This window comes from Blautia sp. MCC270 (assembly GCF_018785605.1).
Lineage (GTDB): Bacteria > Bacillota > Clostridia > Lachnospirales > Lachnospiraceae > Blautia_A > Blautia_A fusiformis.
In genome coordinates, this window is record NZ_WQQD01000028.1 from 159,510 (window position 1) to 180,274 (window position 20,765).

Consider the following 20,765-nt stretch of genomic DNA (forward strand, 5'->3'; position numbering starts at 1 on the left):
AAAATAGCAGGTGCGCAGCCAGGCCAGGTGATCGCGGCTGGACAGACGAAAGGGTCCAGACGAGGAAAGTCCGGGCTTCACAGGGCAGGATGCCGGATAACGTCCGGTGGAGGTAACTCCCAGACCAGTGCAACAGAAATAAACCGCCCCGTTTTACGGGGTAAGGGTGGAAAGGCAGTGTAAGAGACTACCGCCGCTGTGGTAACAGAGCGGGCACATGTAAACTCCATTCGAAGCAAGACCGAGAAGAAAGCCATACGGCGGCCCGTCGTGCTTTCAGGTAGGTCGCTGGAGCCTTCTGGCAACGGAAGGCCTAGATAGATGATCACCCAACGACATAACCCGGCTTATCGGTCTGACTGTGTATGATAATAAGCACATAATAAAAGCAACTGTATTTTGCAGATATGTTCTGTAAAATATCAGTTGCTTTTTTGTAAAAAACTTTTCTATGAAAACACAGCGCCCGGTTCCCGCTTCGATATTCAGGCCTTCGCAGGAGCCGGACGCGTCCGTTTGTTAATCATGCTCATATGAACTCTATTTATTCCGTTTACCTCTATATTTCTCCTCGCAATACTTACACCGGTAAACCTCATTCTCTTCGTCTGCAAGAACAAAAATCTGATCCAGTCCCTGCTCGATGGAAGTAATGCAGCGAGGATTCTTGCATTTGATCACGTTCACAACCTGCTTCGGCAGCTTCAGCTCTTTCTTTGCAACGATCTTTTCGTCCTTGATGATATTTACGGTAATATTATGATCGATAAAACCAAGGATATCCAGATCCAGATCCTCGATGGGGCATTCAACCTTGATGATATCCTTTTTTCCCATTTTCTGGCTGCGGGCATTTTTGATGATAGCAACCGTACAGTCCAGCTTATCCAGCTTCAGGTCATGATAGATCGTCATTGCCTTGCCGGCTTTGATATGATCCAGAACATAACCCTCACGAAGAGCACCTACGTTTAACATGGCAGTTCCACCTCCAGTAATGTAAGAATCAGGGCCATACGGACATACACACCATACTGGACCTGTTTGAAATAAGCGGCACGTGGATCAGAATCCACTTCAACAGAAATCTCGTTAACACGTGGGAGTGGGTGGAGGACATACATATCCTTCGGTGCAAGCTCCATTTTCTGTTTGTCCAGAACATAGAAATCTTTCATGCGGACATAATCCTCTTCGTTGAAGAAACGTTCCTTCTGAACACGGGTCATGTACAGGATATCCAGATCCGGAAGTGCATCCTCCAGACGTTCCTCCTCGACAAACTCGACATTGTTGCGTTTCAGAACATCCTCACGGATATAGCTTGGAATACGAAGCTCCTCCGGAGAAATCAGAACAAATTTCACATTTTCATAACGGACCAGAGCCTCGATCAGAGAGTGAACGGTACGGCCGAATTTCAGGTCACCGCAGAGGCCGATGGTAATATTGTCAAGTCTGCCCTTCAGGGAGCGGATAGTTAAAAGATCGGTTAATGTCTGGGTAGGATGCTGGTGGCCGCCATCACCGGCATTGATCACCGGAATATTGGATGACGTAGAAGCTACAAGCGGAGCACCCTCTTTCGGATGACGCATAGCACAGATATCTGCATAACAGGAAACAACGCGAATAGTATCGGCAACGCTTTCGCCTTTGGATGCGGAGCTGGAATCAGCAGAAGAAAAACCGAGAACCTTTCCTCCAAGATTCATCATGGCTGCTTCGAAACTTAAACGTGTACGTGTACTTGGTTCGTAAAACAATGTCGCAAGCCTTTTATCATCACAGGTATGCGCATACTTTTTTGGATTTTTCCCGATGTCGTCGGCGAGATTCAGAAGCTTATCAAGCTCTTCAACCGAGAAATCCAATGGACTCATTAAATGTCTCATGTTGTACCTCCAATTATTTACTGGAAATAAGATTCCTTCCAGTTATCATATAATATAACTGTGAGATTTTCAAGAGACTTTCCGAGGATTTTGTCGAAGAAGCCATTCGAAAAAGAGACCGGTAAAAAACCACAGAGGAGCATAGTCCAGCCGGATCACTCCTTTATACTGAAGCGGAACATGAGAATAATCCCAGGGACAGATGTGAAGCTTCTGAAAAAAAGATCCGCTTAAAAATTCCACGAAAAAAATCCCGCAGCTGTAAATGATCCCCCGTACCATAACCGGAAAGCGGGCAAGCTTGTAGTAAGCCGGACGGATCAGTGCTGCAAGTCCGTAAATAGGGAACATCAGAAGAGAGGTTTTGCCCATCATAGTAAAATGTCCGGTGACAAGAGAGTGCAGTCCTGTCCATAAGATCTCCAGACACCAGCCTGTAAAACCGCACAGAAAAAAATCCTTCTTTTGCATTTTAAAGCTCCTTCTCATCAGCAGAAATCCTGCGCTTTCCGGAAAAATGTCAGTTTAACTGAATTAAGAAAGTCCCCTGCGGGGCTGCGAATATCCGCCTGGACTTTAAATATATTTAACGTGGAAAAGCGTCTTTAATAGCCTTCCCTGCCTTGAAAAAAATATACACGTGGGTTATAATGAACAAAATTATTACTGCAAAGTGAAAAAGCAGTAATGGATCATCAACACATGCGGAAGGAGAAAACAGACGATGAATTATGAAGAAAGTCGTGCCTACATCAGAGCTGCGGAATTGAAAAAGGGAATTGTTCTGGGACTGGAAAATATGAGAGAACTGATGAGGCGGCTTGGAGATCCCCAGGATGAACTGAAGTATGTTCATGTAGCGGGAACTAACGGAAAGGGTTCTGTGATCGCATATCTGTATTCCGCTTTATCAGGTGCAGGTTACCGGGTCGGAAGATATATTTCCCCGGCGGTCTATTCCTACAGAGAGAGGATGGAGGTTAACGGAGAACCTGTCAGCAGAGAGAAATTTGCAGCATATGTGACAAGGATCGCGGAGGTGATCGATGAGATCGTAAAAGAGGGAAAACCGCATCCGTCAGTATTTGAAATTGAAACTGCAGCCGCATTTCTTTATTTTCGGGATGAGAAATGCGATCTGGTATTAATGGAAGTTGGTATGGGCGGTGATCTGGATGCCACCAACATTATAAGTACTACAGTTCTTTCCATTCTGGTATCCATCAGTATGGATCATACGGCATTTCTTGGAAATACCCTGGGCGAGATAGCAGAAAAAAAGGCCGGCATCATTAAACCGAACAGTCATATGGTAACTGTAAAGCAGCAGCCGGAGGCAGAGGCGGTCATACGAAGAATATGCACAGAACAGAATGTGCCATACGAGGCAGCAGACCAGGACAGCGCAGAGGTACTGGAAGCATCCATAACTGGCCAGACCTTTCTTTATAAAGGAGAAAAATATACAATATCCCTGGCAGGTGCCTATCAGAAGGAAAATGCGGTGGCAGCGCTCCGAGCACTGGAAATCCTGAATGAACAGGGATATCCCACAACACTGGTCCAGAGACAGGATGGATTGAAACGTACCACCTGGCCGGGAAGATTTGCACTTCTCGGGACAGAACCGGATTTTGTGGTTGATGGAGCTCATAACCCTGCAGCGGCAGACATGCTGGCTGCATCCATTGAACGGTATTTTAAGGGAAAAAGGATCATCTACATCATGGGAATGTTCCGTGACAAGGATTACCGCAAGGTTATCCGGAAAACAGAAAAATACGCAGATACCATCCTGACGATTGCAGCACCGGATAACCCCAGGGCTCTGACCCCGCAGGAGCTGGCAGATGCGGTGCGGGAATTTCATTCTGATGTAAGGCCCTTTGACAACATCGAAGCCGCAGTGGCAGAGGCCTATCAGCTGGCAGGAAAAGAGGATGTGATCATTGCTTTTGGTTCCCTGGCGTTCCTGGGGGATCTTACAGAAATTATCAGGAGACATAACGGAGGAAACCAATGACGGATTTGGAAAGATACAGAGACGAGATCGATGAGATCGACAGTGAGATCGTACGTCTCTTTGAAAAACGAATGAAGGTGAGTGAGGAAGTCGCTGAATATAAAATAAAAACCGGTAAGCAGGTACTGGATCCGGCACGTGAGAGCCAGAAGATCCATACGCTGAAAAACAAGGCCCACGGGGACTTTAACAGCCTCGGTGTGCAGGAGCTTTTCCGTCAGATCATGGCCATCAGCCGTAAGAGACAGTACCAGCTGTTGACAGAGCATGGGATTTACGGAGAGCGCAATTTCACAACTGTGAAGCATGTTCCCCTTGAAAACGCAACGGTTGTGTTCCAGGGTGTAGAGGGAGCCTACAGCTATGCGGCTATGCGGCAGTACTTTGGGAAAAATATCGAAAGCTACCATGTAAAAACATGGAGGACAGCTATGGAGGATGTAACCCATGGCAAGGCCGATTATGCGGTACTTCCTATTGAGAATTCTACTGCAGGTATCGTGGCTGATATCTATGACCTTCTTATGGAGTACAAGCTGTATATCGTAGGCGAGCAGATCATCCGTGTGGATCATGTGCTTCTGGGCATGCCGGATGCACAGATAGGGGATATCAGGGAAGTCTGCTCTCATCCTCAGGGGCTTGCCCAGTGCAAGGCATTTCTGGAGGAAAACCCTTCCTGGAAAAAGAAGGAAGTGGAAAACACCGCAGGCGCGGCTAAAAAGGTCAGTGAGGTGGGGGACAAAGGCGTGGCAGCTATCGCAAGCCGTGAGGCTGGTGAGGTATTCGGTCTGAAGGTCCTTGCAGAAAATATCTGCAGAGAAAAAGCAAACTCTACACGTTTTATTATTGTAAGCAGGAAACCGGAATACGAGGAAAAGGCCGGGAAGATCAGCATCTGTTTTGAGCTGCCTCATGAAAGCGGAACTCTTTACAACATGCTTTCCCATATTATCTACAACGGACTGAACATGACCAAAATTGAATCCCGTCCGATTCCGGGAAAATCCTGGGAATACCGTTTTTTCGTGGATTTCACAGGGAAACTTGGCGAAAGCGCTGTGGAGAATGCGTTAAGAGGAATCGAGGCGGAGGCGAATGTTCTCCGTGTTCTTGGAAATTATTAAGAGACAGAGGAGCTAAATTATTATGTTGGCAAGAATTCAGGAATGTATCCTTTACCGTGGATTTTCAAACGGTGAGATACTGGACGATATGACAGAACTTATTAATCTTTATGAAGCAGATGAAGAAGCACTCAAGGCAAGAGAAGACCAGTTTTTCAAAAGTGTCAACGGGCTGGTGGAGCTGGCAGGAATGTACGGTTTTTCCGGAAATATCTGGCATACATATCTTACCTTCCTTCTGGTAAATCATGAGAACGCTTTCAGTATGGCAAGCGAGATACGAGGAGCGATCAAGGGCAGCATTAACGACCTGGCAAAAAATGATTTCCAGATTTTCAAGGAATTGTATGATTTTGACATCACGGTCTTTGATAAAGTGTTCGGAACTGTATGCTGCAGGGTGATCTGTGATTACCAGACACCGGATGAGAACAGCAAGCTCTTTAATACCAGGATCCGTGACCGTATCTGCCAGATGAGCAAAACCCTGGCAGCAGCCACCACAACCGAAGAATTTATGGATGATATGGTATCCTTCTATAAAGATTTCGGTGTTGGCAAGCTTGGTCTCCATAAGGCATTCCGTATCGGCCACGATGAGGAGGGAAAGGTGGAGATCCAGCCTATCACAAGGATCGCACATGTGAAGATCGATGATCTGGTAGGATATGAGATCGCCAAGAAAAAGCTCATTGATAATACAGAGGCATTTGTACAGGGGAGAAAGGCGAACAACTGTCTGCTCTTTGGTGATGCGGGAACCGGTAAATCTTCCAGTATCAAGGGAATCTTGAACCAGTATTATGATCAGGGACTTCGTATCATTGAGGCCTATAAGCATCAGTTCCAGGATCTTAATGAAGTCATCGCCCAGATCAAAAACCGTAACTATCGTTTTATCATTTATATGGATGATCTTTCCTTTGAGGAATTTGAGATTGAATATAAATACCTGAAAGCCGTGATCGAGGGCGGTCTTGAGAAAAAACCGGACAATGTCCTGATCTATGCCACAAGTAACCGGCGTAATCTTGTCCGTGAGCGTGCCACAGACAAGCTGGAGATCGCAGATGACAATGATCTGCATTCCTCCGATACCGTGCAGGAGAAGCTTTCCCTGGTATATCGCTTTGGTGTCCGTATCTACTTTGGCAAACCGGACAAAAAACAGTTCCAGGAGATCGTCCGCACACTGGCAGCCCGTTATGGAGTTACCATGCCGGAGGAGGAGCTTCTTCTGAAAGCCAACCAGTGGGAGATCTCTCACGGCGGACTGACCGGACGTGCAGCGCAGCAGTTTATTGATTACATTGTGGGAACAGAGGAAGAAAAAAAGAAATAGTTTACCTGTGTATTGGGGGAAAGGATGAAAAACTATGGCGGTGACAACCTTTGCAGCAATTGATATAGGCTCCTATGAAGTCAGTATGAAGATCTTTGAAATGTCAAAGCGGATCGGCTTCCGGGAGATCAATGATGTCCGTTACCAGCTGGAGCTGGGCCGTGGAACTTATGCTGCAGGACGGCTAGAGATGGAGACTGTGGATGAGCTCTGCGAGACCCTTAATGATTTTAAACGCATGATGGCTGAATTTGGGGTAGAAAGCTGGCGTGCGTGTGCAACAAGCTCTCTCCGTGAGCTGAAAAATCCGGTGATCATCCTGGAGCAGATCTATCAGAGAACTGGTATCCGGGTAGAGATCCTGAGTAATGCGGAACAGCATTTTCTGGGATATAAATCCATTGCTGCCATTGAATCCGGCTTCAAAAAGGCTATTCAGAAGGGTACGGCGATCCTGGATATCGGAGGAGGAAATCTGCAGATCTCTCTCTTTGATAAAGATGCTCTGGTGCTGACCCAGAGTATCCGTATGGGAAGTCTTCGTATCCGCGAACGTCTGAAAGAACTGGAGAAAACAACTCCACATTATGACCGGCTGATAGAGGAATTTATCCGAAATGATCTGATAAGCTTTCAACGTCTTTATCTTAAGGACAAGGAAATCTCCAATCTGATCCTGATGGGAGATTTTCTCACAGATACGATTTTTCAGGACAGATCCGGAGAGAATATCATCACAAAGGAGGAATTCCTGAAGAAATACGAGACCATTGTAAACATGTCTGATCATGACCTTGCCGAATCCATGGAGTTGGAACCGGAATATGCGTCTCTGATCGTGCCGAACATGGTTATCATCCGAAATTTTATAGAAATCTTTCAGGCAGAAGCACTCTGGATCCCGGGTGTTTCTCTTCTGGACGGGATTGCCTATGACTATGCGGAAAAAAACAAATATCTGAAAAGTGTACACAATTTTGAAAATGATATCCTGGTGGCATCCAGGAACATTGCCAAAAGGTATTCCAGCGGAAAGAACCACATTGCAGGAACTACTGATGTGGCACTGGATATTTTTGACAGCACAAGGAAGATCCACGGCATGGGAAAACGTGAACGGCTTCTTCTGCAGATCGCAGTTCTTCTTCATGACTGCGGAAAATATATCAGTATGAGTGAGGTGGCAGAATGCTCTTACCGGATCATCATGGCTACGGAGATCATAGGTCTTTCCACAGAGGAGCGGCAGGTGATCGCCAGTGCGGTAAGGTACAATACCAGAGAATTCGGCTGCTACGAAGAGATCAACCGTGAAACATCCATGAGCAGGGAAAATTATCTCCTGACTGCGAAGCTGACCGCAATTCTCCGTCTGGCCAATGCTATGGACAGAAGCCATTACCAGAAGGTAAAAGCGCTTAATGTAACCTTAAAAGACAGGATTCTTTACCTGGTGGTGGATTCCGCAAGGGATGTTTCTCTGGAGCTGGGGCTTCTGAAAGATAAAAAAGAATTTTTTGAAGAGGTGTTTGGAATCCGGCTTGTAATGAGACGGAAGGGAAGAAGATAACGGAGGAGGTTTTTGTATGAAATTTAAGGAATTTGACAAACCGGAATATTTTGTAAACAGAGAACTGAGCTGGATCAAATTTGATGATCGTGTGCTCAGTGAAGCCAGAGACAAAAATCTACCTCTGTTTGAGAGACTGAAATTTTTGAGTATCACCTCATCCAATCTGGATGAATTTTATATGGTCCGTGTTGCATCCCTGAAGGATCAGGTTCATGCAGGGTACAAAAAAACAGATATTGCAGGAATGACAGCCAAGGAACAGCTGAAAGCCATCAGCCGGCAGACACATGATCTTGTTCACGTACAGTACAGTACATTAAACCGGTCTCTGGTCCCTGCACTTGAAAAAGCAGGACTTCATGTGATCTTTGAGCACGAGGCATTTTCCGAGAAGCAGAAAGAATTTGTGGATCAGTATTTTGAAGATAATGTATATCCGGTCCTGACACCAATGGCAATGGATTCTTCCAGACCGTTTCCTCTGATCCGTAATAAAACGTTGAATATCGGAGCACTTCTTTCCAAAAAAGATACCAAAAAAGGAAAAGAAGAGATTGATTTTGCCACTGTACAGGTGCCTTCTGTACTTCCGAGAGTAGTGATCATTCCATCTGAGAAAAAAGGCCATACAACCGTAACACTTCTGGAACAGATCATTGAGCGCAACATCGACAAGCTGTTCTTAAGCTATGATGTGATCTGTGCCCATCCGTACAGGATCATGCGTAATGCGGATCTTCCTATTGACGAGGATGAGGCAGAGGATCTTCTGGTTGAGATCCAGAAACAGCTGAAAAAGCGCCAGTGGGGCGAGGTGATCCGCCTGGAAGTGGAAGATAAGATGGATCCGCGGCTTCTGGATATTCTGAAAATGGAGTTTCAGGTTCATGGAGATGATATCTTTTTTATCAACGGACCGCTGGATCTGACCATGCTGATGAAGGTTTATGGTATTGACGGATACGATCAGTTCAAGGAACCGAAATACAAACCGGCAGCAGTGCCTGCATTTCAGAATGATAAAGATATTTTTCAGGTGATCAGGGAGGGTGATGTGTTCCTGCATCATCCGTATATGAGCTTTGATCCGGTGGTGGATTTCGTGCGTCAGGCGGCAAAGGACCCGGATGTACTGGCAATCAAGCAGACCCTGTATCGCGTCAGCGGCAATTCACCCATCATTGCGGCACTTGCTCAAGCCGCAGAAAACGGCAAGCAGGTTTCTGTTCTTGTAGAGCTGAAAGCGCGTTTTGATGAGGAAAACAATATCGTCTGGGCAAAAATGCTGGAAAAGGCAGGCTGTCATGTGATCTATGGTCTGGTGGGCCTGAAAACACACAGTAAGATCACTCTTGTTGTGAGAAGAGAAGAAAACGGGATCCGCAGATATGTGCATCTGGCAACCGGAAACTATAACGATTCCACAGCCAAGCTTTATACAGACTGTGGTATATTTACCTGTGACGAACGGTTTGGAGAGGATGCAACTGCTGTGTTCAACATGCTTTCCGGATATTCCGAGCCGAAGCGCTGGAATCGCCTGATCGTTGCACCAATCTGGATGAAGGACCGTTTTGTAAAAATGATCGAAAGAGAAGCGGAGCATGCGAAAAAGGGAGAAGAGGCTCACATTGCGGCAAAGATGAATTCTCTGTGTGACCCTGAGATCATTGCAGCGCTGTATTATGCTTCTTCCTGTGGTGTCAGGATCGATCTTCTGATCCGCGGCATCTGCTGCCTGAGGGTGGGCATTCCGGGTATCAGCGAAAATATCCACGTGCGTTCGATCGTCGGTAATTTCCTGGAGCACAGCCGTATTTTCTATTTCCGCAATGGCGGTTCCGATGAAATCTATATGGGAAGTGCGGACTGGATGCCACGTAACCTTGACCGTCGTGTGGAGATTGTTTTCCCTGTGGAAGATGAGCGGATCAAGGAAGAGATCATGCATGTGCTGGATCTGGAATTCCGTGACAATGTAAAAGCACATATCCTGCAGCCCTCCGGTTTGTATGAAAAGCAGGACAAACGTGGCAAAACGCTGATAAATTCCCAGATGGAATTCTGCAGGGAGGCTACCGAGCGGGCCAAGGCAGCAAAAAAGGAGAAAAAAGAAAAGAAGAGAGTTTTCGTACCGGCTGAACCGGCGGAGGATATTATAAAATAGTAAAAGAAAAGGACAGCCTGTCATATCAATTTATGATACAGCTGTCCTTAAATAATGTTCTCAAAGATTATCCATATTATGTCAATACTGCATGATATTCAGAAAACCTGACAGCATGCGGGCGTTTCTAATAACACTTCTTGCAGGCTTTATACCCTGCAGCTTCGGCCTGGGAGCGTGTCATTTCTGTGGCATTATCCGGATTCATATTTCCGCAGTTAGGGATCCGGTGGTACTTGCTTCCGGTAGCGGAGATCCAGACCATATCACCCACTGGCTCCGGATCGGCCTGCACTCCGGTCTGAGGATCTGCAGCAGCCGAATCAGAAGATCCATAGCCGGACGCACCGGAATCCTTATAAGCGGAGGAAGGCTGTGTGCCGGTATCCGATTCATCTCCAGCAGAATAATCATTACAGGGACTCTGGTTCCACTGGATATTGCTTCCGTCGCTGACTGCGATCACCGTACCCTGCTCATCAGTACGAAATACCTGTATTCCCATATCCGCAAGCTTATCCATGGTATCCTTATGAGGATGTCCGTAGGAATTACCGGCGCCGCAGCTGATCACTGCATATTCCGGAACAGTCTGCTGGAGCAGATCCCAGGTGGTGGCAGTGGCAGAACCGTGATGTCCCGGAACGATCACATCGCAGGAAAGATCAAGTCCCAGATCACAGATCGCTTCCTCCCCGGCAGATTCTGCATCCCCGGTAAAAAGAAAATGGTTATTTCCGTTTTCCAGCCGGATCGCAACAGAATTGTCGTTATCGTTGCTGCTGATCGATTGAGGAGAAAGCACCGTAAATTTCCCGCCTCCGAAAGTAAAATCCGTTCCGGGCTCCGGATGCTGCACAGTTAATCCCTGAGCGGCAACACTGTTTTCAAAAGATTGATAGATCTTTGTATCCTGTACATAATCTGCACCGATCACATTTTTTACGGAAAAGCTGTCTAGGCATCCTACAAGACCAGCCACATGGTCCTCGTCATAATGGGAGGAGATCATATAGTCAATGATGGAAATATTCTGTTTCTGCAGATAGGAAACCACGAAACTGGAATGTCCTCGGTCACCGCCGTCATACAGGAGATTCTGCCCCTGTGACTGGACCAGGATCGAAAGCCCCTGCCCTACATCCAGAAAGTGTACAGCCATTGTTGTGTCAGCAGAAGCAGCCTCGGCTGTGTAAGCAGCAGAGGGAACTCCTGCGACTGTTAGCAGAACAAGCAGCAGAGAAAGAAAAAATGTCTGCAGCTTTCTGCGAAAAGAACGTTTGTGATGCATGAGAAGTCGCCCCTTATCTTAAGTATTTTCAGGGAAATTATAAAACAGAAGAGAAAGAAATGCAAAATAATATATGTGAAAATACAGAAAACAGGAAGAACGAAATTTTTATATGCAATGTTCAGAGCAACGTTTGATAGCGATAACAGGAAAAAGTGAAGTATAACAATGACAAAAAAGCAGTCAGAATAAAAATCCTAACTGCTTTCAGTTGATAGCCAGTACGGGAATCGAACCCGTGTTTCCGCCGTGAGAGGGCGGCGTCTTAACCCCTTGACCAACTGGCCATATTCATTTGTGTCGTTTGCTCTTGAATTCTGTTGTTTCCCGCAACCGACTTCGTTAGTATATAATACTTTCTTACAAAATGCAAGCACTTTTTTGCTTTTTTTGAAAAAAATTTTCACCCTGTTTTTTGACAATTTTTTTGACGGAAAAATCGATTGATGATATGATAGATACAAAACGAAATGGAATAAAAAAATATAAAGAGGAAGAGTATGGATTACAGAAAAAAGAAAAATTTGATATGGAAGGGAGAATCCTTTCTTTTTGTTGTGGTACTGCTGGTTTTTGGCGCGATCTTTGCGGCAATCCACACAGGGGGGCTGATCCAGAAGCAGGACAGTGTACAGCTTCTTAACAAAGGATGGTACTACATTAAAGACGGAAAAAAACAGGAGATCACCCTGCCCGCGGAAATTCCGGCAAAAACAGGTGAAAAGCTGATCCTGTACAATGAAAGTCTGGGAGCGGAAAGCAGAGGAATGACCGTGGTTTCTACAGGAGCCCAGTACGATCTGGTGATACGCCTGAATGGAAAGATACTGTATGAATATAAGGAGGCCATGTTTTCCAAAAATGTGCAGATGCGTTCCAAGGTGCAGTGCATCGCCGCTCTGGGTAATGACACAGAGGGAAAAGTCCTGACGTTCAGCTATTCTGCGCCTCAGAGAGGAAAATATGTTATAGAGCCGGTATGCATAGGAACCGGAAGTGCAATAGCCTGGTATCAGATCAGAAAAGCAGCCATTCCTTTAGGGGCGGCAACGATCATGATCGTATTAAGTATGATCGCCCTGTGCATCTGCATCTATATGAGAATAAGGCAGATGCCGGACAGACGGTTCCGGGATGTGGCACTGTTCCTTATGATGTGCAGTATCTGGCTGGTGACGGACTCATCACTGGCACAAAGCTACAGCAGATGCCCCGAAGTATTATGTCTCATTTCTTTTTATATGTTCATGCTGCTGGCAGTTCCGATGCTGCGTTTTTTGCAGAATATCGGAAACATGAAAAAATACAGGCTCCTGGATCTTGGAATCTTTACATTTTATCTGAATGCTGTTTTACAGGGAGTTCTGGTGATCCTGGGAGCCTTTGAATTTAAGGATATGCTGTTTGTAACACATATCCTGCTGTTTGTGTGGGTCCTGATATCAGCGGTACTTCTGATCCGGGAGTACCGGAAGCATAAACAGCGTGAGATACATTTGCTTCTCATTGCATATATCATCGTGGGAGCAAGCGGTATCATAGCGCTGATCCTGTACTGGCTGTTCGAGATTTCCTACTATGGATCCATTTTTGAATTGGGAAATCTTGTGTTTCTTGTGCTGGTCATTGCAGACGCAGTCATGATGATGGCAGACAACGTCCGTTACCGTCTGGAATCCCAGGCTTACGAACGACTGTCCAGAGAGGATGGGATGACAGGACTTGAGACGAGAGCCAATTTTGAGAAAAAACTGGAAAGTATTTCCGCAGATATGGGCAGATACCGGGATATCCTTCTTATGTATATCGATATCGATCAGCTTCGCGTGATCAACGAAGAATACGGACGGGCTGCAGGAGACGAGATGGTGGTGATCTCGGCCAGATGTGTGGAGAACGTTTTCCGGGAAAAAGGAACCTGCTACCGCATCGGCGGGGATGAATTTGCGGTTCTGGTCTATGATCCGGAAGTACCGGACGAATTCTGGCCGGAACGCCTGAAAGAAGAACTCCGGAATATCGGGAGAGGATGCAGACATCGTTTTTCGTTGTCCCTGGGATGCAGCCATCTGCGAAATAAGGATGGCTCTCTGAAATCCATGGGAGAATGGAAATATGAGGCAGACAGGAAGCTTTATGAGAACAAAAAGAAGGGGGATTTGAAAAATGGAGTATATTAACTGTTTTCAGATCACATCCCTTGTTTTGGTGACGATGATCGCGATACATTATTTTTCTCATAAAAGACTGAACAATGCGGAAAACAGGAATTTTGTATGTTTTCTGGCTTTCAGCGGCGTTTACGTGCTGCTGGATATGCTGAGTGCGGTGATCGCGGGAGGCGGCAGCAGCGAAGGCTGCAGAATGTCAGCGCTGGTCCTGACGCTCTATTATTTCTGTGATGTCATACTTACCTATGGGCTTTTCTGCTACATTCGGATCATCACCGGAAGACAGAAGGAGAAGTATAAATGGCTGAAAACCGGCTGGATGGTCCTGCCGGCTGCAATGCTGCTGGCAGTTACAGCAAACTTACGGACGGGATGGCTTTTTTATTTTGACCAGGAAGGTAGATTTATCCGGGGAAGTTTTCATTTTCTGCTCTATGGATATGTATTCTTTTTTATGCTGGTAATCGTTGCATTTATGTTACTTTATGGAAAAACAGCAGAAAAAGAAATACGGCGCACCATATGGAGATTTTGGTTTATCGAAGCAGCCTGCCTGTTTCTCCAGATTGCCGCGGAAAGAATACTGCTTACCGGCTTCGGACTTTCTGTAGGACTTTGGCTGATCTATCTTACTATGAACAATCCAGGTGAATATACGGACAGTATGACAGGTTTATTTGACAAACAGTATTTTGACAAATGGATCGGAGAAAAGCTCTATCGAAAAGAAAGCTTTCATCTGCTTGCTGTGGATGCCCGCAATATGAAGCAGATCAACCGGATCTACGGTACCAGAGTGGGAGATCAGCTGCTGATCCGGGCGGCGAAGGGATTTCGGGAGATCACGGATTCAGTGCAGATCTTTCGTATCACAGGCAATTGCTTTCTGGCAGTGCTGGACTCGCTGACAGATTATGAAAAAGCCAGAGACGGCATAGAAGAATTTCTGAAAAAGCCGTTTTTTATCGAAAACGAAAAGGTGTCGTTCCATGCTGCGATCTGCGGGATCATGAATGCGGAAAAACTGGAAAAAGAGGATAGTATTCTTTCTTATATTGAATATATGATCTCTCTGATACAGAACCGTCAGGATACGGTCCTGATCCAGTCGGACAGCAAGATCCTGGAGGGCTTCCGCTATGAGCAGGAAGTGGAGCATTTTCTTCAGAAGGCTGTGAAAGAGGATCTGTTTGAAGTATATTATCAGCCGGTATATTCTATAAAAAACCAGGATTTTATTACTCTGGAGGCACTGAGCCGGCTGAAACATCCTGTTCTGGGAATGATCCCGCCGGATGTGTTTATCGGGATCGCGGAAAAACAGGGAATGATCTCTGCAGTGGGTTGTCTTCAGCTTCACAAGGTCTGCCGTTTTATAAAAGAACATGAATATATCATGAAGAAGATCCGGAATGTGAAATTCAATCTTTCTCCTTCCGAATTGATGAAACCCGGATACAGCCATGTGCTTATCGGGATCATACAGGGGTATGGATTAGATCCGGGATATTTTCAGTTTGAGATCACGGAAAACGTGGCAACCGAATACAGCGAAAGCTTCTGCACAGCCATTGATGATTTTGCAGAAGTGGGGATCCACATGTGCCTGGATGATTTCGGTTCCGGTTATGCAAATCTGAACGCAGTTCTTCGCATCCCGTTTTCAGCAGTAAAAATGGACCGTTCTCTTTTGTCCGGGGTCAGCAGCGATCCTCAGACGGCTACCTTTTATCGCAGCATTGTCATGATCCTGCAGCATATGGGATATAAGGTGATCGCAGAAGGCGCTGAGACCGAAAAGGAGGTAAAGCTTCTGGAAAAATGGGGTGTGGATATGATACAGGGATATTATTTTTCCAGGCCCCTGTGCGAGGAGAAGCTTCTGGAAAAAATTTCCTGAAATGATCAGAAACAGGCGGAAAACATGCTTTCATAAAAAGCAGGGTTTTCCGCCTGTTGTATTCAGACAGACACAAATTGCTTGAAGTTTACAGATACTTTTGATAGAATAGATAGGCTGTGGCGGCTGAAGAAAGCGATTTTTCAGAAGATCGGTTCCTTGAACTGCCACGCGTATCTTTTGGAAAAATTGCAGAAAAAAGATGATCATGTGGACTTTACAAGTACATATATTTTGAGTATAATACAAACAAATGTTCGAATATAAAAAAGAAAGGAATCAGTGGAATGGCAAAAAAAGACACTTATGATGCGGGCAGTATCTCTGTCCTGGAGGGCCTCGAGGCCGTGCGAAAGCGCCCCGGTATGTATATCGGAAGCGTATCCAGAAAGGGACTGAACCATCTGATATATGAGATCGTAGACAATGCGGTGGATGAGCACCTTGCAGGGTACTGCAGCCGTATCCATGTAGTTCTTGAGAAGGACGGTTCCTGTACAGTAGAGGATAATGGACGAGGGATCCCGGTGGATATGCATGCCAAGGGAATATCTGCGGAGCGTCTTGTTTTTACAACCCTTCATGCAGGCGGTAAGTTTGACAATTCCGCATATAAGACAAGCGGCGGACTTCATGGTGTAGGTTCTTCCGTAGTGAACGCATTATCTACGTATCTGGATATTAAGATCAGCCGTGATGGCTATATACATCATGACCACTATGAGAGAGGAATCCCTACCATTGAACTGGAAGCAGGACTTCTCCCCAAATTAGGGAAGACCAGAGGTACCGGAACCTGTGTGAATTTCCTTCCGGATCCGGAGATTTTTGAGAAAACAAGATTTGGAGCAGCGGATGTAAAGAGCCGTCTTCATGAGACTGCCTATCTGAATCCGGAGCTTACCATCCATTTTGAGGATCGAAGAGGGGACACTCCTGAGGATATCGAGTATCATGAGCCGGAGGGAATCGTAGGCTTTATCCGTGACCTTAACAAGAATGCACAGCCTCTCCATGATCCGGTTTATTTTAAAGGAGAGGCAGACGGGATCCAGGTGGAGGTTGCTTTTCAGTTTACCAATGAGTTCCGTGAGAACGTTCTCGGATTCTGCAATAATATCTACAATGCAGAGGGAGGAACTCATCTGACCGGATTTAAGACTACATTCACAACGGTAATGAACACCTACGCACGTGAGATCGGTGTACTGAAGGATAAAGACCCCAATTTTACAGGTGCAGATATCCGAAACGGAATGACTGCTGTAGTCTCCATCAAACATCCGGCACCCCGCTTTGAGGGACAGACCAAGACCAAGCTGGATAACCAGGACGCATCCAGAGCCACCGGCAAGGTAGCAGGAGAACAGCTGGTACTGTTTTTTGACCGAAATCTGGAAACACTGAAGATCGTCCTTTCCTGTGCGGAAAAGGCGGCCAAGATCCGTAAGACCGAGGAGCGTGCCAAGACAAACCTTCTCACCAAACAGAAATACTCTTTTGATTCCAACGGCAAGCTGGCCAACTGTGAGAAAAAGGATCCGTCACTGTGTGAGATCTTTATCGTAGAGGGAGATTCCGCCGGCGGTTCGGCCAAGACAGCCAGAGATCGTAACTATCAGGCGATCCTTCCAATCCGCGGTAAGATCCTCAACGTAGAGAAGGCTACCATCGACAAGGTGCTGGCCAACGCAGAGATCAAGACTATGATCAATGCCTTTGGCTGCGGCTTTTCCGAAGGCTACGGAAATGATTTTGATATCACGAAGCTTCGTTATGACAAGATCGTGATCATGGCCGATGCGGATGTGGATGGTGCTCATATCTCTACTCTGCTTCTGACCTTGTTTTACCGTTTTATGCCGGAGCTTATCTATGAGGGACATGTGTATATTGCCATGCCACCTCTTTATAAGGTAATGCCGAAGAAGGGGCAGGAGGAATATCTCTACGATGACAAGGCTCTTGAGAAATACCGTAAGAGCCATAAACCGGGAAGCTTCACGCTCCAGAGATACAAAGGTCTCGGTGAGATGGACGCCCAGCAGCTCTGGGAGACTACCCTGAACCCTGAGACAAGAATGATGAAGCGTGTGGAGATCGAAGATGCCCGCATGGCCTCCGATGTGACAGAGATCCTGATGGGAAGCGATGTTCCGCCACGTAAGGCCTTTATCTATGAGCATGCAACAGATGCAGAGCTGGATATTTGATTGGGAGAATAAACTATGAATACGAAACAGGACAATATCATCCGCACCGATTATGCGGAGATCATGCAGAAATCATATATCGATTACGCCATGAGCGTTATCATTTCCAGAGCACTGCCGGATGTACGTGACGGACTGAAGCCGGTACAGCGCCGTACCCTTTACGATATGTATGAGCTTGGCATCCGTTACGACCGCCCGTACCGTAAATGTGCCCGTATCGTAGGAGATACTATGGGTAAATATCATCCCCACGGTGACAGCTCCATTTATGATGCGCTTGTAGTCATGGCGCAGGAATTTAAAAAGGGTCGTACACTGGTGGACGGACATGGAAACTTTGGTTCCATTGAAGGCGACGGAGCCGCAGCCATGCGATACACAGAGGCCCGCCTGGAGAAGCTGACCCAGGAGGTTTTTCTGGAAGACCTTGATAAGAACGTTGTGGACTTCATGCCGAACTTTGATGAAACAGAGAAGGAGCCGGTAGTACTTCCGGTGCGTATCCCAAATCTCCTTGTAAACGGAGCAGACGGAATCGCCGTTGGTATGGCTACCAGTATCCCGCCGCATAACCTGGGCGAAGTGGTGGATGCTGTGAAGGCATACATGAAGAATAATGATATCAGCACCCGTGGGCTGATGCGTTATCTCAAGGGCCCGGATTTTCCGACAGGTGGTATCGTAGTAAATAAGGACGACCTTGTAAAGATCTATGAATCTGGAACAGGTAAGCTCCGTATCCGTGGACGGGTGGAAATAGAGAAGCTGAAGGGCGGTCGCCAGCAGCTGGTGATCACAGAGATTCCTTACACCATGATCGGTGCAAACATCGGAAAATTCCTTAATGATATCGCAACCCTGGTAGAGACCAAGAAGACCACAGATATCGTGGATATTTCCAACCAGTCCTCCAAAGAGGGGATCCGTATCGTTCTGGAACTGAAGCGCGATGCAGACGTGGAGAACCTTACCAACATGCTCTATAAGAAGACCCGACTGGAGGATACCTTCGGTGTCAACATGCTGGCAGTTGCAGACGGAAGACCGGAAACACTGGGACTGAAGCAGATCATTGCTCACCATGTGGACTTTGTATTTGAAGTAAATTCCAGAAAATATACAACCCTTCTTGCCAAGGAACAGGAGAAACGGGAGATCCAGGAAGGCCTTATCAAAGCCTGCGATGTCATTGATCTGATCATCGAGATCCTCCGTGGCAGCAAGAGCCGTGACCAGGTAAAGAAATGCCTGACCGATGGTATCACAGAAGGGATTAAATTCAAGACCAAGACCTCCGAAAAAGCGGCAAAAACCCTGAAATTCACAGAAAAACAGGCCGCAGCTATTCTGGACATGCGTCTTTACAAGCTGATCGGTCTGGAGATCGATGCTCTGATGAAGGAGCATGAGGAAACCATGAAGAACATTGCTGCTTATGAGGATATCCTGAATAATTATGACTCCATGGCAGCAGTGATCATGGGTGAACTGGATCAGATCAAGAAGGAATACGGCAGTAAGCGTAAGACTTCCATTGAAAACGCAGAGGAAGCTGTTTATGAGGAGAAGAAGATGGAAGAGACCGAAGTCTGCTTCCTGATGGATCGTTTCGGATATATGCGTCTCATTGACAAGAATGCCTACGAGCGTAATAAGGATGCCGCTCATGCAGAGAGCCGTTATGTCTTTACCTGCATGAATACGGACAAGATCTGTATCTTTACAGATACCGGCAAGCTCCACACCGTGAAGGCAGAGGATATCCCGCTGGTACGTTTCCGTGATAAAGGTGTTCCGGCAGATAATCTGGGTAATTATGACAGTACTTCCGAGCAGATTCTTTATGTGGCACCGCTGAGTCAGGTAGTAGCCTCCACAGTGCTCTTTGTTACAGAGAACGGCATGTGCAAGCTGGTAAAAGGAGAAGAGTTCCGTGCTTCCAAGCGTACCATTGTTTCCACCAAGCTTGCAGAGGATGACCGCCTGGTATTCGTAGGAGCAGCCGATGAGATGGATCAGGTTGTGTTCCAGTCTGAAAAGGGTTACTTTCTCCGTATCATGAAAACCGAGATCTCCGTCACTAAGAAAAACGCTATGGGTGTCCGCGGCATGAAGCTTACCGGTGAAGACCGGATCCACCACGCTTATCTCCTGGAAAGCCGCCAGGAATATGCCATTGAATATCATGATAAGCCGTATGTGCTGAATAAAGTTAAGCTGGCTAAGAGAGATACGAAGGGTGTGAAGCCGAGGGTATAAAAGACGCGAAGAGGATTGCGGATAACTGGCAGATAGGATATGATAGGGTTATATGAAAATGGGAGGCGTTAAAAATGCGATATGATCTTCCGGAAAGAGTTATAAGAGAACTATTTTCATTTGCCACAAAACATTCTGTCAGAAAGATCATCCTCTTTGGGTCCCGTGCAAGAGGAAACAATACAGAAAGAAGTGATGTAGATATTGCTGTATATGGAGGAGATTTTGATTCCTTTTACTGGGATATCAAAGAAAATATCCATTCACTTCTGATGTTTGATGTAATTAATGCAGATGCTTCAATTTCCGAAGAACTCAAAAAAGAAATTAAAAAGGATGGAGTTGTGATCTATGAAAAAGCTTGATAATTTTTCTAATTGTCTTACTATATTAAGAAATGCAGATTTCAAACTTGCGGATAACAACGATATTTACAGAACCGGCGTGATCGGACAGTTCAACCTGACTTTCGAGCTTGCCTGGAAAGCTCTTCAGGAGATCCTGCGACTCCACGGGGCAGAAGGAGCAGACACCGGTTCACCGAGAGAAATCCTGCAGCTTGGCTATAAGCTGGGCTTCGTAAACGATTCAGCAGTGTGGCTGCTCATGCTGAAAAAGCGTAACACATCTGTCCATATATATAATGAGCAGGAAGTAGATGAGATGATCCTGCTCATCCGCGACAGCTTTATTCCGGCTTTTGTGGCTCTTGAGAAAACATTGAGGGAGAAGCTGGCAGAAGCGGAGAGCGACTGGACGTAAATAAAGAGAATACAATTTTACAGAATATATACTTCCCAC

General features: G+C 46.1%; 15 protein-coding genes, 1 tRNA gene and 1 other RNA gene. 12 read left to right on the top strand and 5 right to left on the bottom strand.

What is annotated here, in order from left to right; genetic code table 11:
* Positions 1-15: 15 nt before the first annotated feature.
* Positions 16-366: RNase P RNA component class A (gene rnpB / locus GPK58_RS08850), an RNA gene on the top strand.
* Positions 367-540: 174 nt separating this feature from the next.
* Here rnpB and GPK58_RS08855 read toward each other — a convergent pair.
* The 3 genes from GPK58_RS08855 to GPK58_RS08865 all read right to left on the bottom strand — a co-directional run bounded on the left by GPK58_RS08855 (position 541) and on the right by GPK58_RS08865 (position 2,366).
* Entirely contained in the window at positions 541-978 is a 438-nt protein-coding gene (locus tag GPK58_RS08855; RefSeq protein WP_015525765.1) for an aspartate carbamoyltransferase regulatory subunit, read from the bottom strand.
* Positions 972-1,895: an aspartate carbamoyltransferase gene (gene pyrB / locus GPK58_RS08860; protein WP_215638527.1), complete on the bottom strand. Its 924-nt coding sequence runs from the start codon at positions 1,893-1,895 to the stop codon at positions 972-974. The genes GPK58_RS08855 and pyrB overlap by 7 nt, the downstream gene beginning before the upstream one ends.
* Positions 1,896-1,964: 69 nt before the next feature.
* On the bottom strand, positions 1,965-2,366 hold the full coding sequence (locus GPK58_RS08865; protein ID WP_044960605.1) for a putative ABC transporter permease: 402 nt from the start codon (positions 2,364-2,366) through the stop codon (positions 1,965-1,967).
* A gap of 253 nt (positions 2,367-2,619) precedes the next feature.
* Here GPK58_RS08865 and GPK58_RS08870 point away from each other — a divergent pair, with 253 nt between their 5' ends.
* The 5 genes from GPK58_RS08870 to GPK58_RS08890 are packed head-to-tail and all read left to right on the top strand — an operon-like array spanning position 2,620 to position 10,127.
* Positions 2,620-3,918, top strand: coding sequence for a bifunctional folylpolyglutamate synthase/dihydrofolate synthase (locus tag GPK58_RS08870; protein ID WP_215638528.1), 1,299 nt, complete (start codon positions 2,620-2,622; stop codon positions 3,916-3,918).
* Positions 3,915-5,045, top strand: a complete 1,131-nt coding sequence (gene pheA, locus GPK58_RS08875; RefSeq protein WP_021650329.1) for a prephenate dehydratase — start codon at positions 3,915-3,917, stop codon at positions 5,043-5,045. The genes GPK58_RS08870 and pheA overlap by 4 nt, the downstream gene beginning before the upstream one ends.
* Positions 5,046-5,070: 25 nt before the next feature.
* Positions 5,071-6,387, top strand: a complete 1,317-nt coding sequence (locus GPK58_RS08880) for an ATP-binding protein (RefSeq protein WP_044960616.1) — start codon at positions 5,071-5,073, stop codon at positions 6,385-6,387.
* Between the two features lie 34 nt (positions 6,388-6,421).
* Positions 6,422-7,957: a Ppx/GppA phosphatase family protein gene (locus GPK58_RS08885; protein ID WP_215638529.1), complete on the top strand. Its 1,536-nt coding sequence runs from the start codon at positions 6,422-6,424 to the stop codon at positions 7,955-7,957.
* 16 nt (positions 7,958-7,973) lie between these two features.
* Positions 7,974-10,127, top strand: coding sequence for an RNA degradosome polyphosphate kinase (locus GPK58_RS08890; protein ID WP_021650326.1), 2,154 nt, complete (start codon positions 7,974-7,976; stop codon positions 10,125-10,127).
* Between the two features lie 127 nt (positions 10,128-10,254).
* On the opposite strand, the gene GPK58_RS08895 is transcribed toward GPK58_RS08890, so the two are convergent.
* Positions 10,255-11,418, bottom strand: coding sequence for a ComEC/Rec2 family competence protein (locus tag GPK58_RS08895; protein ID WP_215638530.1), 1,164 nt, complete (start codon positions 11,416-11,418; stop codon positions 10,255-10,257).
* A gap of 215 nt (positions 11,419-11,633) precedes the next feature.
* A tRNA-Glu gene (locus GPK58_RS08900) sits at positions 11,634-11,705 on the bottom strand.
* A gap of 213 nt (positions 11,706-11,918) precedes the next feature.
* On the opposite strand from GPK58_RS08900, the gene GPK58_RS08905 reads away from it, so the two are divergent.
* The 6 genes from GPK58_RS08905 (at position 11,919) to GPK58_RS08930 (ending at position 20,726) form a co-directional block, all read left to right on the top strand.
* A complete protein-coding gene (locus GPK58_RS08905; RefSeq protein ID WP_215638531.1) occupies positions 11,919-13,598 on the top strand; it encodes a GGDEF domain-containing protein in 1,680 nt (559 codons plus the stop codon).
* Positions 13,585-15,489, top strand: coding sequence for a GGDEF domain-containing phosphodiesterase (locus GPK58_RS08910; RefSeq protein ID WP_215638532.1), 1,905 nt, complete (start codon positions 13,585-13,587; stop codon positions 15,487-15,489). The genes GPK58_RS08905 and GPK58_RS08910 overlap by 14 nt, the downstream gene beginning before the upstream one ends.
* Positions 15,490-15,776: 287 nt before the next feature.
* Positions 15,777-17,702, top strand: coding sequence for a DNA gyrase/topoisomerase IV subunit B (locus GPK58_RS08915; protein WP_022426613.1), 1,926 nt, complete (start codon positions 15,777-15,779; stop codon positions 17,700-17,702).
* Positions 17,703-17,717: 15 nt separating this feature from the next.
* Positions 17,718-19,964 (top strand): DNA gyrase/topoisomerase IV subunit A, encoded by a 2,247-nt coding sequence (locus GPK58_RS08920; RefSeq protein ID WP_215638533.1) that lies wholly within the window; start codon positions 17,718-17,720, stop codon positions 19,962-19,964.
* A 74-nt stretch (positions 19,965-20,038) separates the two neighbouring features.
* Complete coding sequence (locus GPK58_RS08925; RefSeq protein ID WP_021650318.1) at positions 20,039-20,329, top strand: nucleotidyltransferase family protein; 291 nt, start codon at positions 20,039-20,041, stop codon at positions 20,327-20,329.
* Positions 20,316-20,726, top strand: a complete 411-nt coding sequence (locus tag GPK58_RS08930) for an HI0074 family nucleotidyltransferase substrate-binding subunit (RefSeq protein WP_022426615.1) — start codon at positions 20,316-20,318, stop codon at positions 20,724-20,726. The genes GPK58_RS08925 and GPK58_RS08930 overlap by 14 nt, the downstream gene beginning before the upstream one ends.
* Positions 20,727-20,765: the final 39 nt, after the last annotated feature.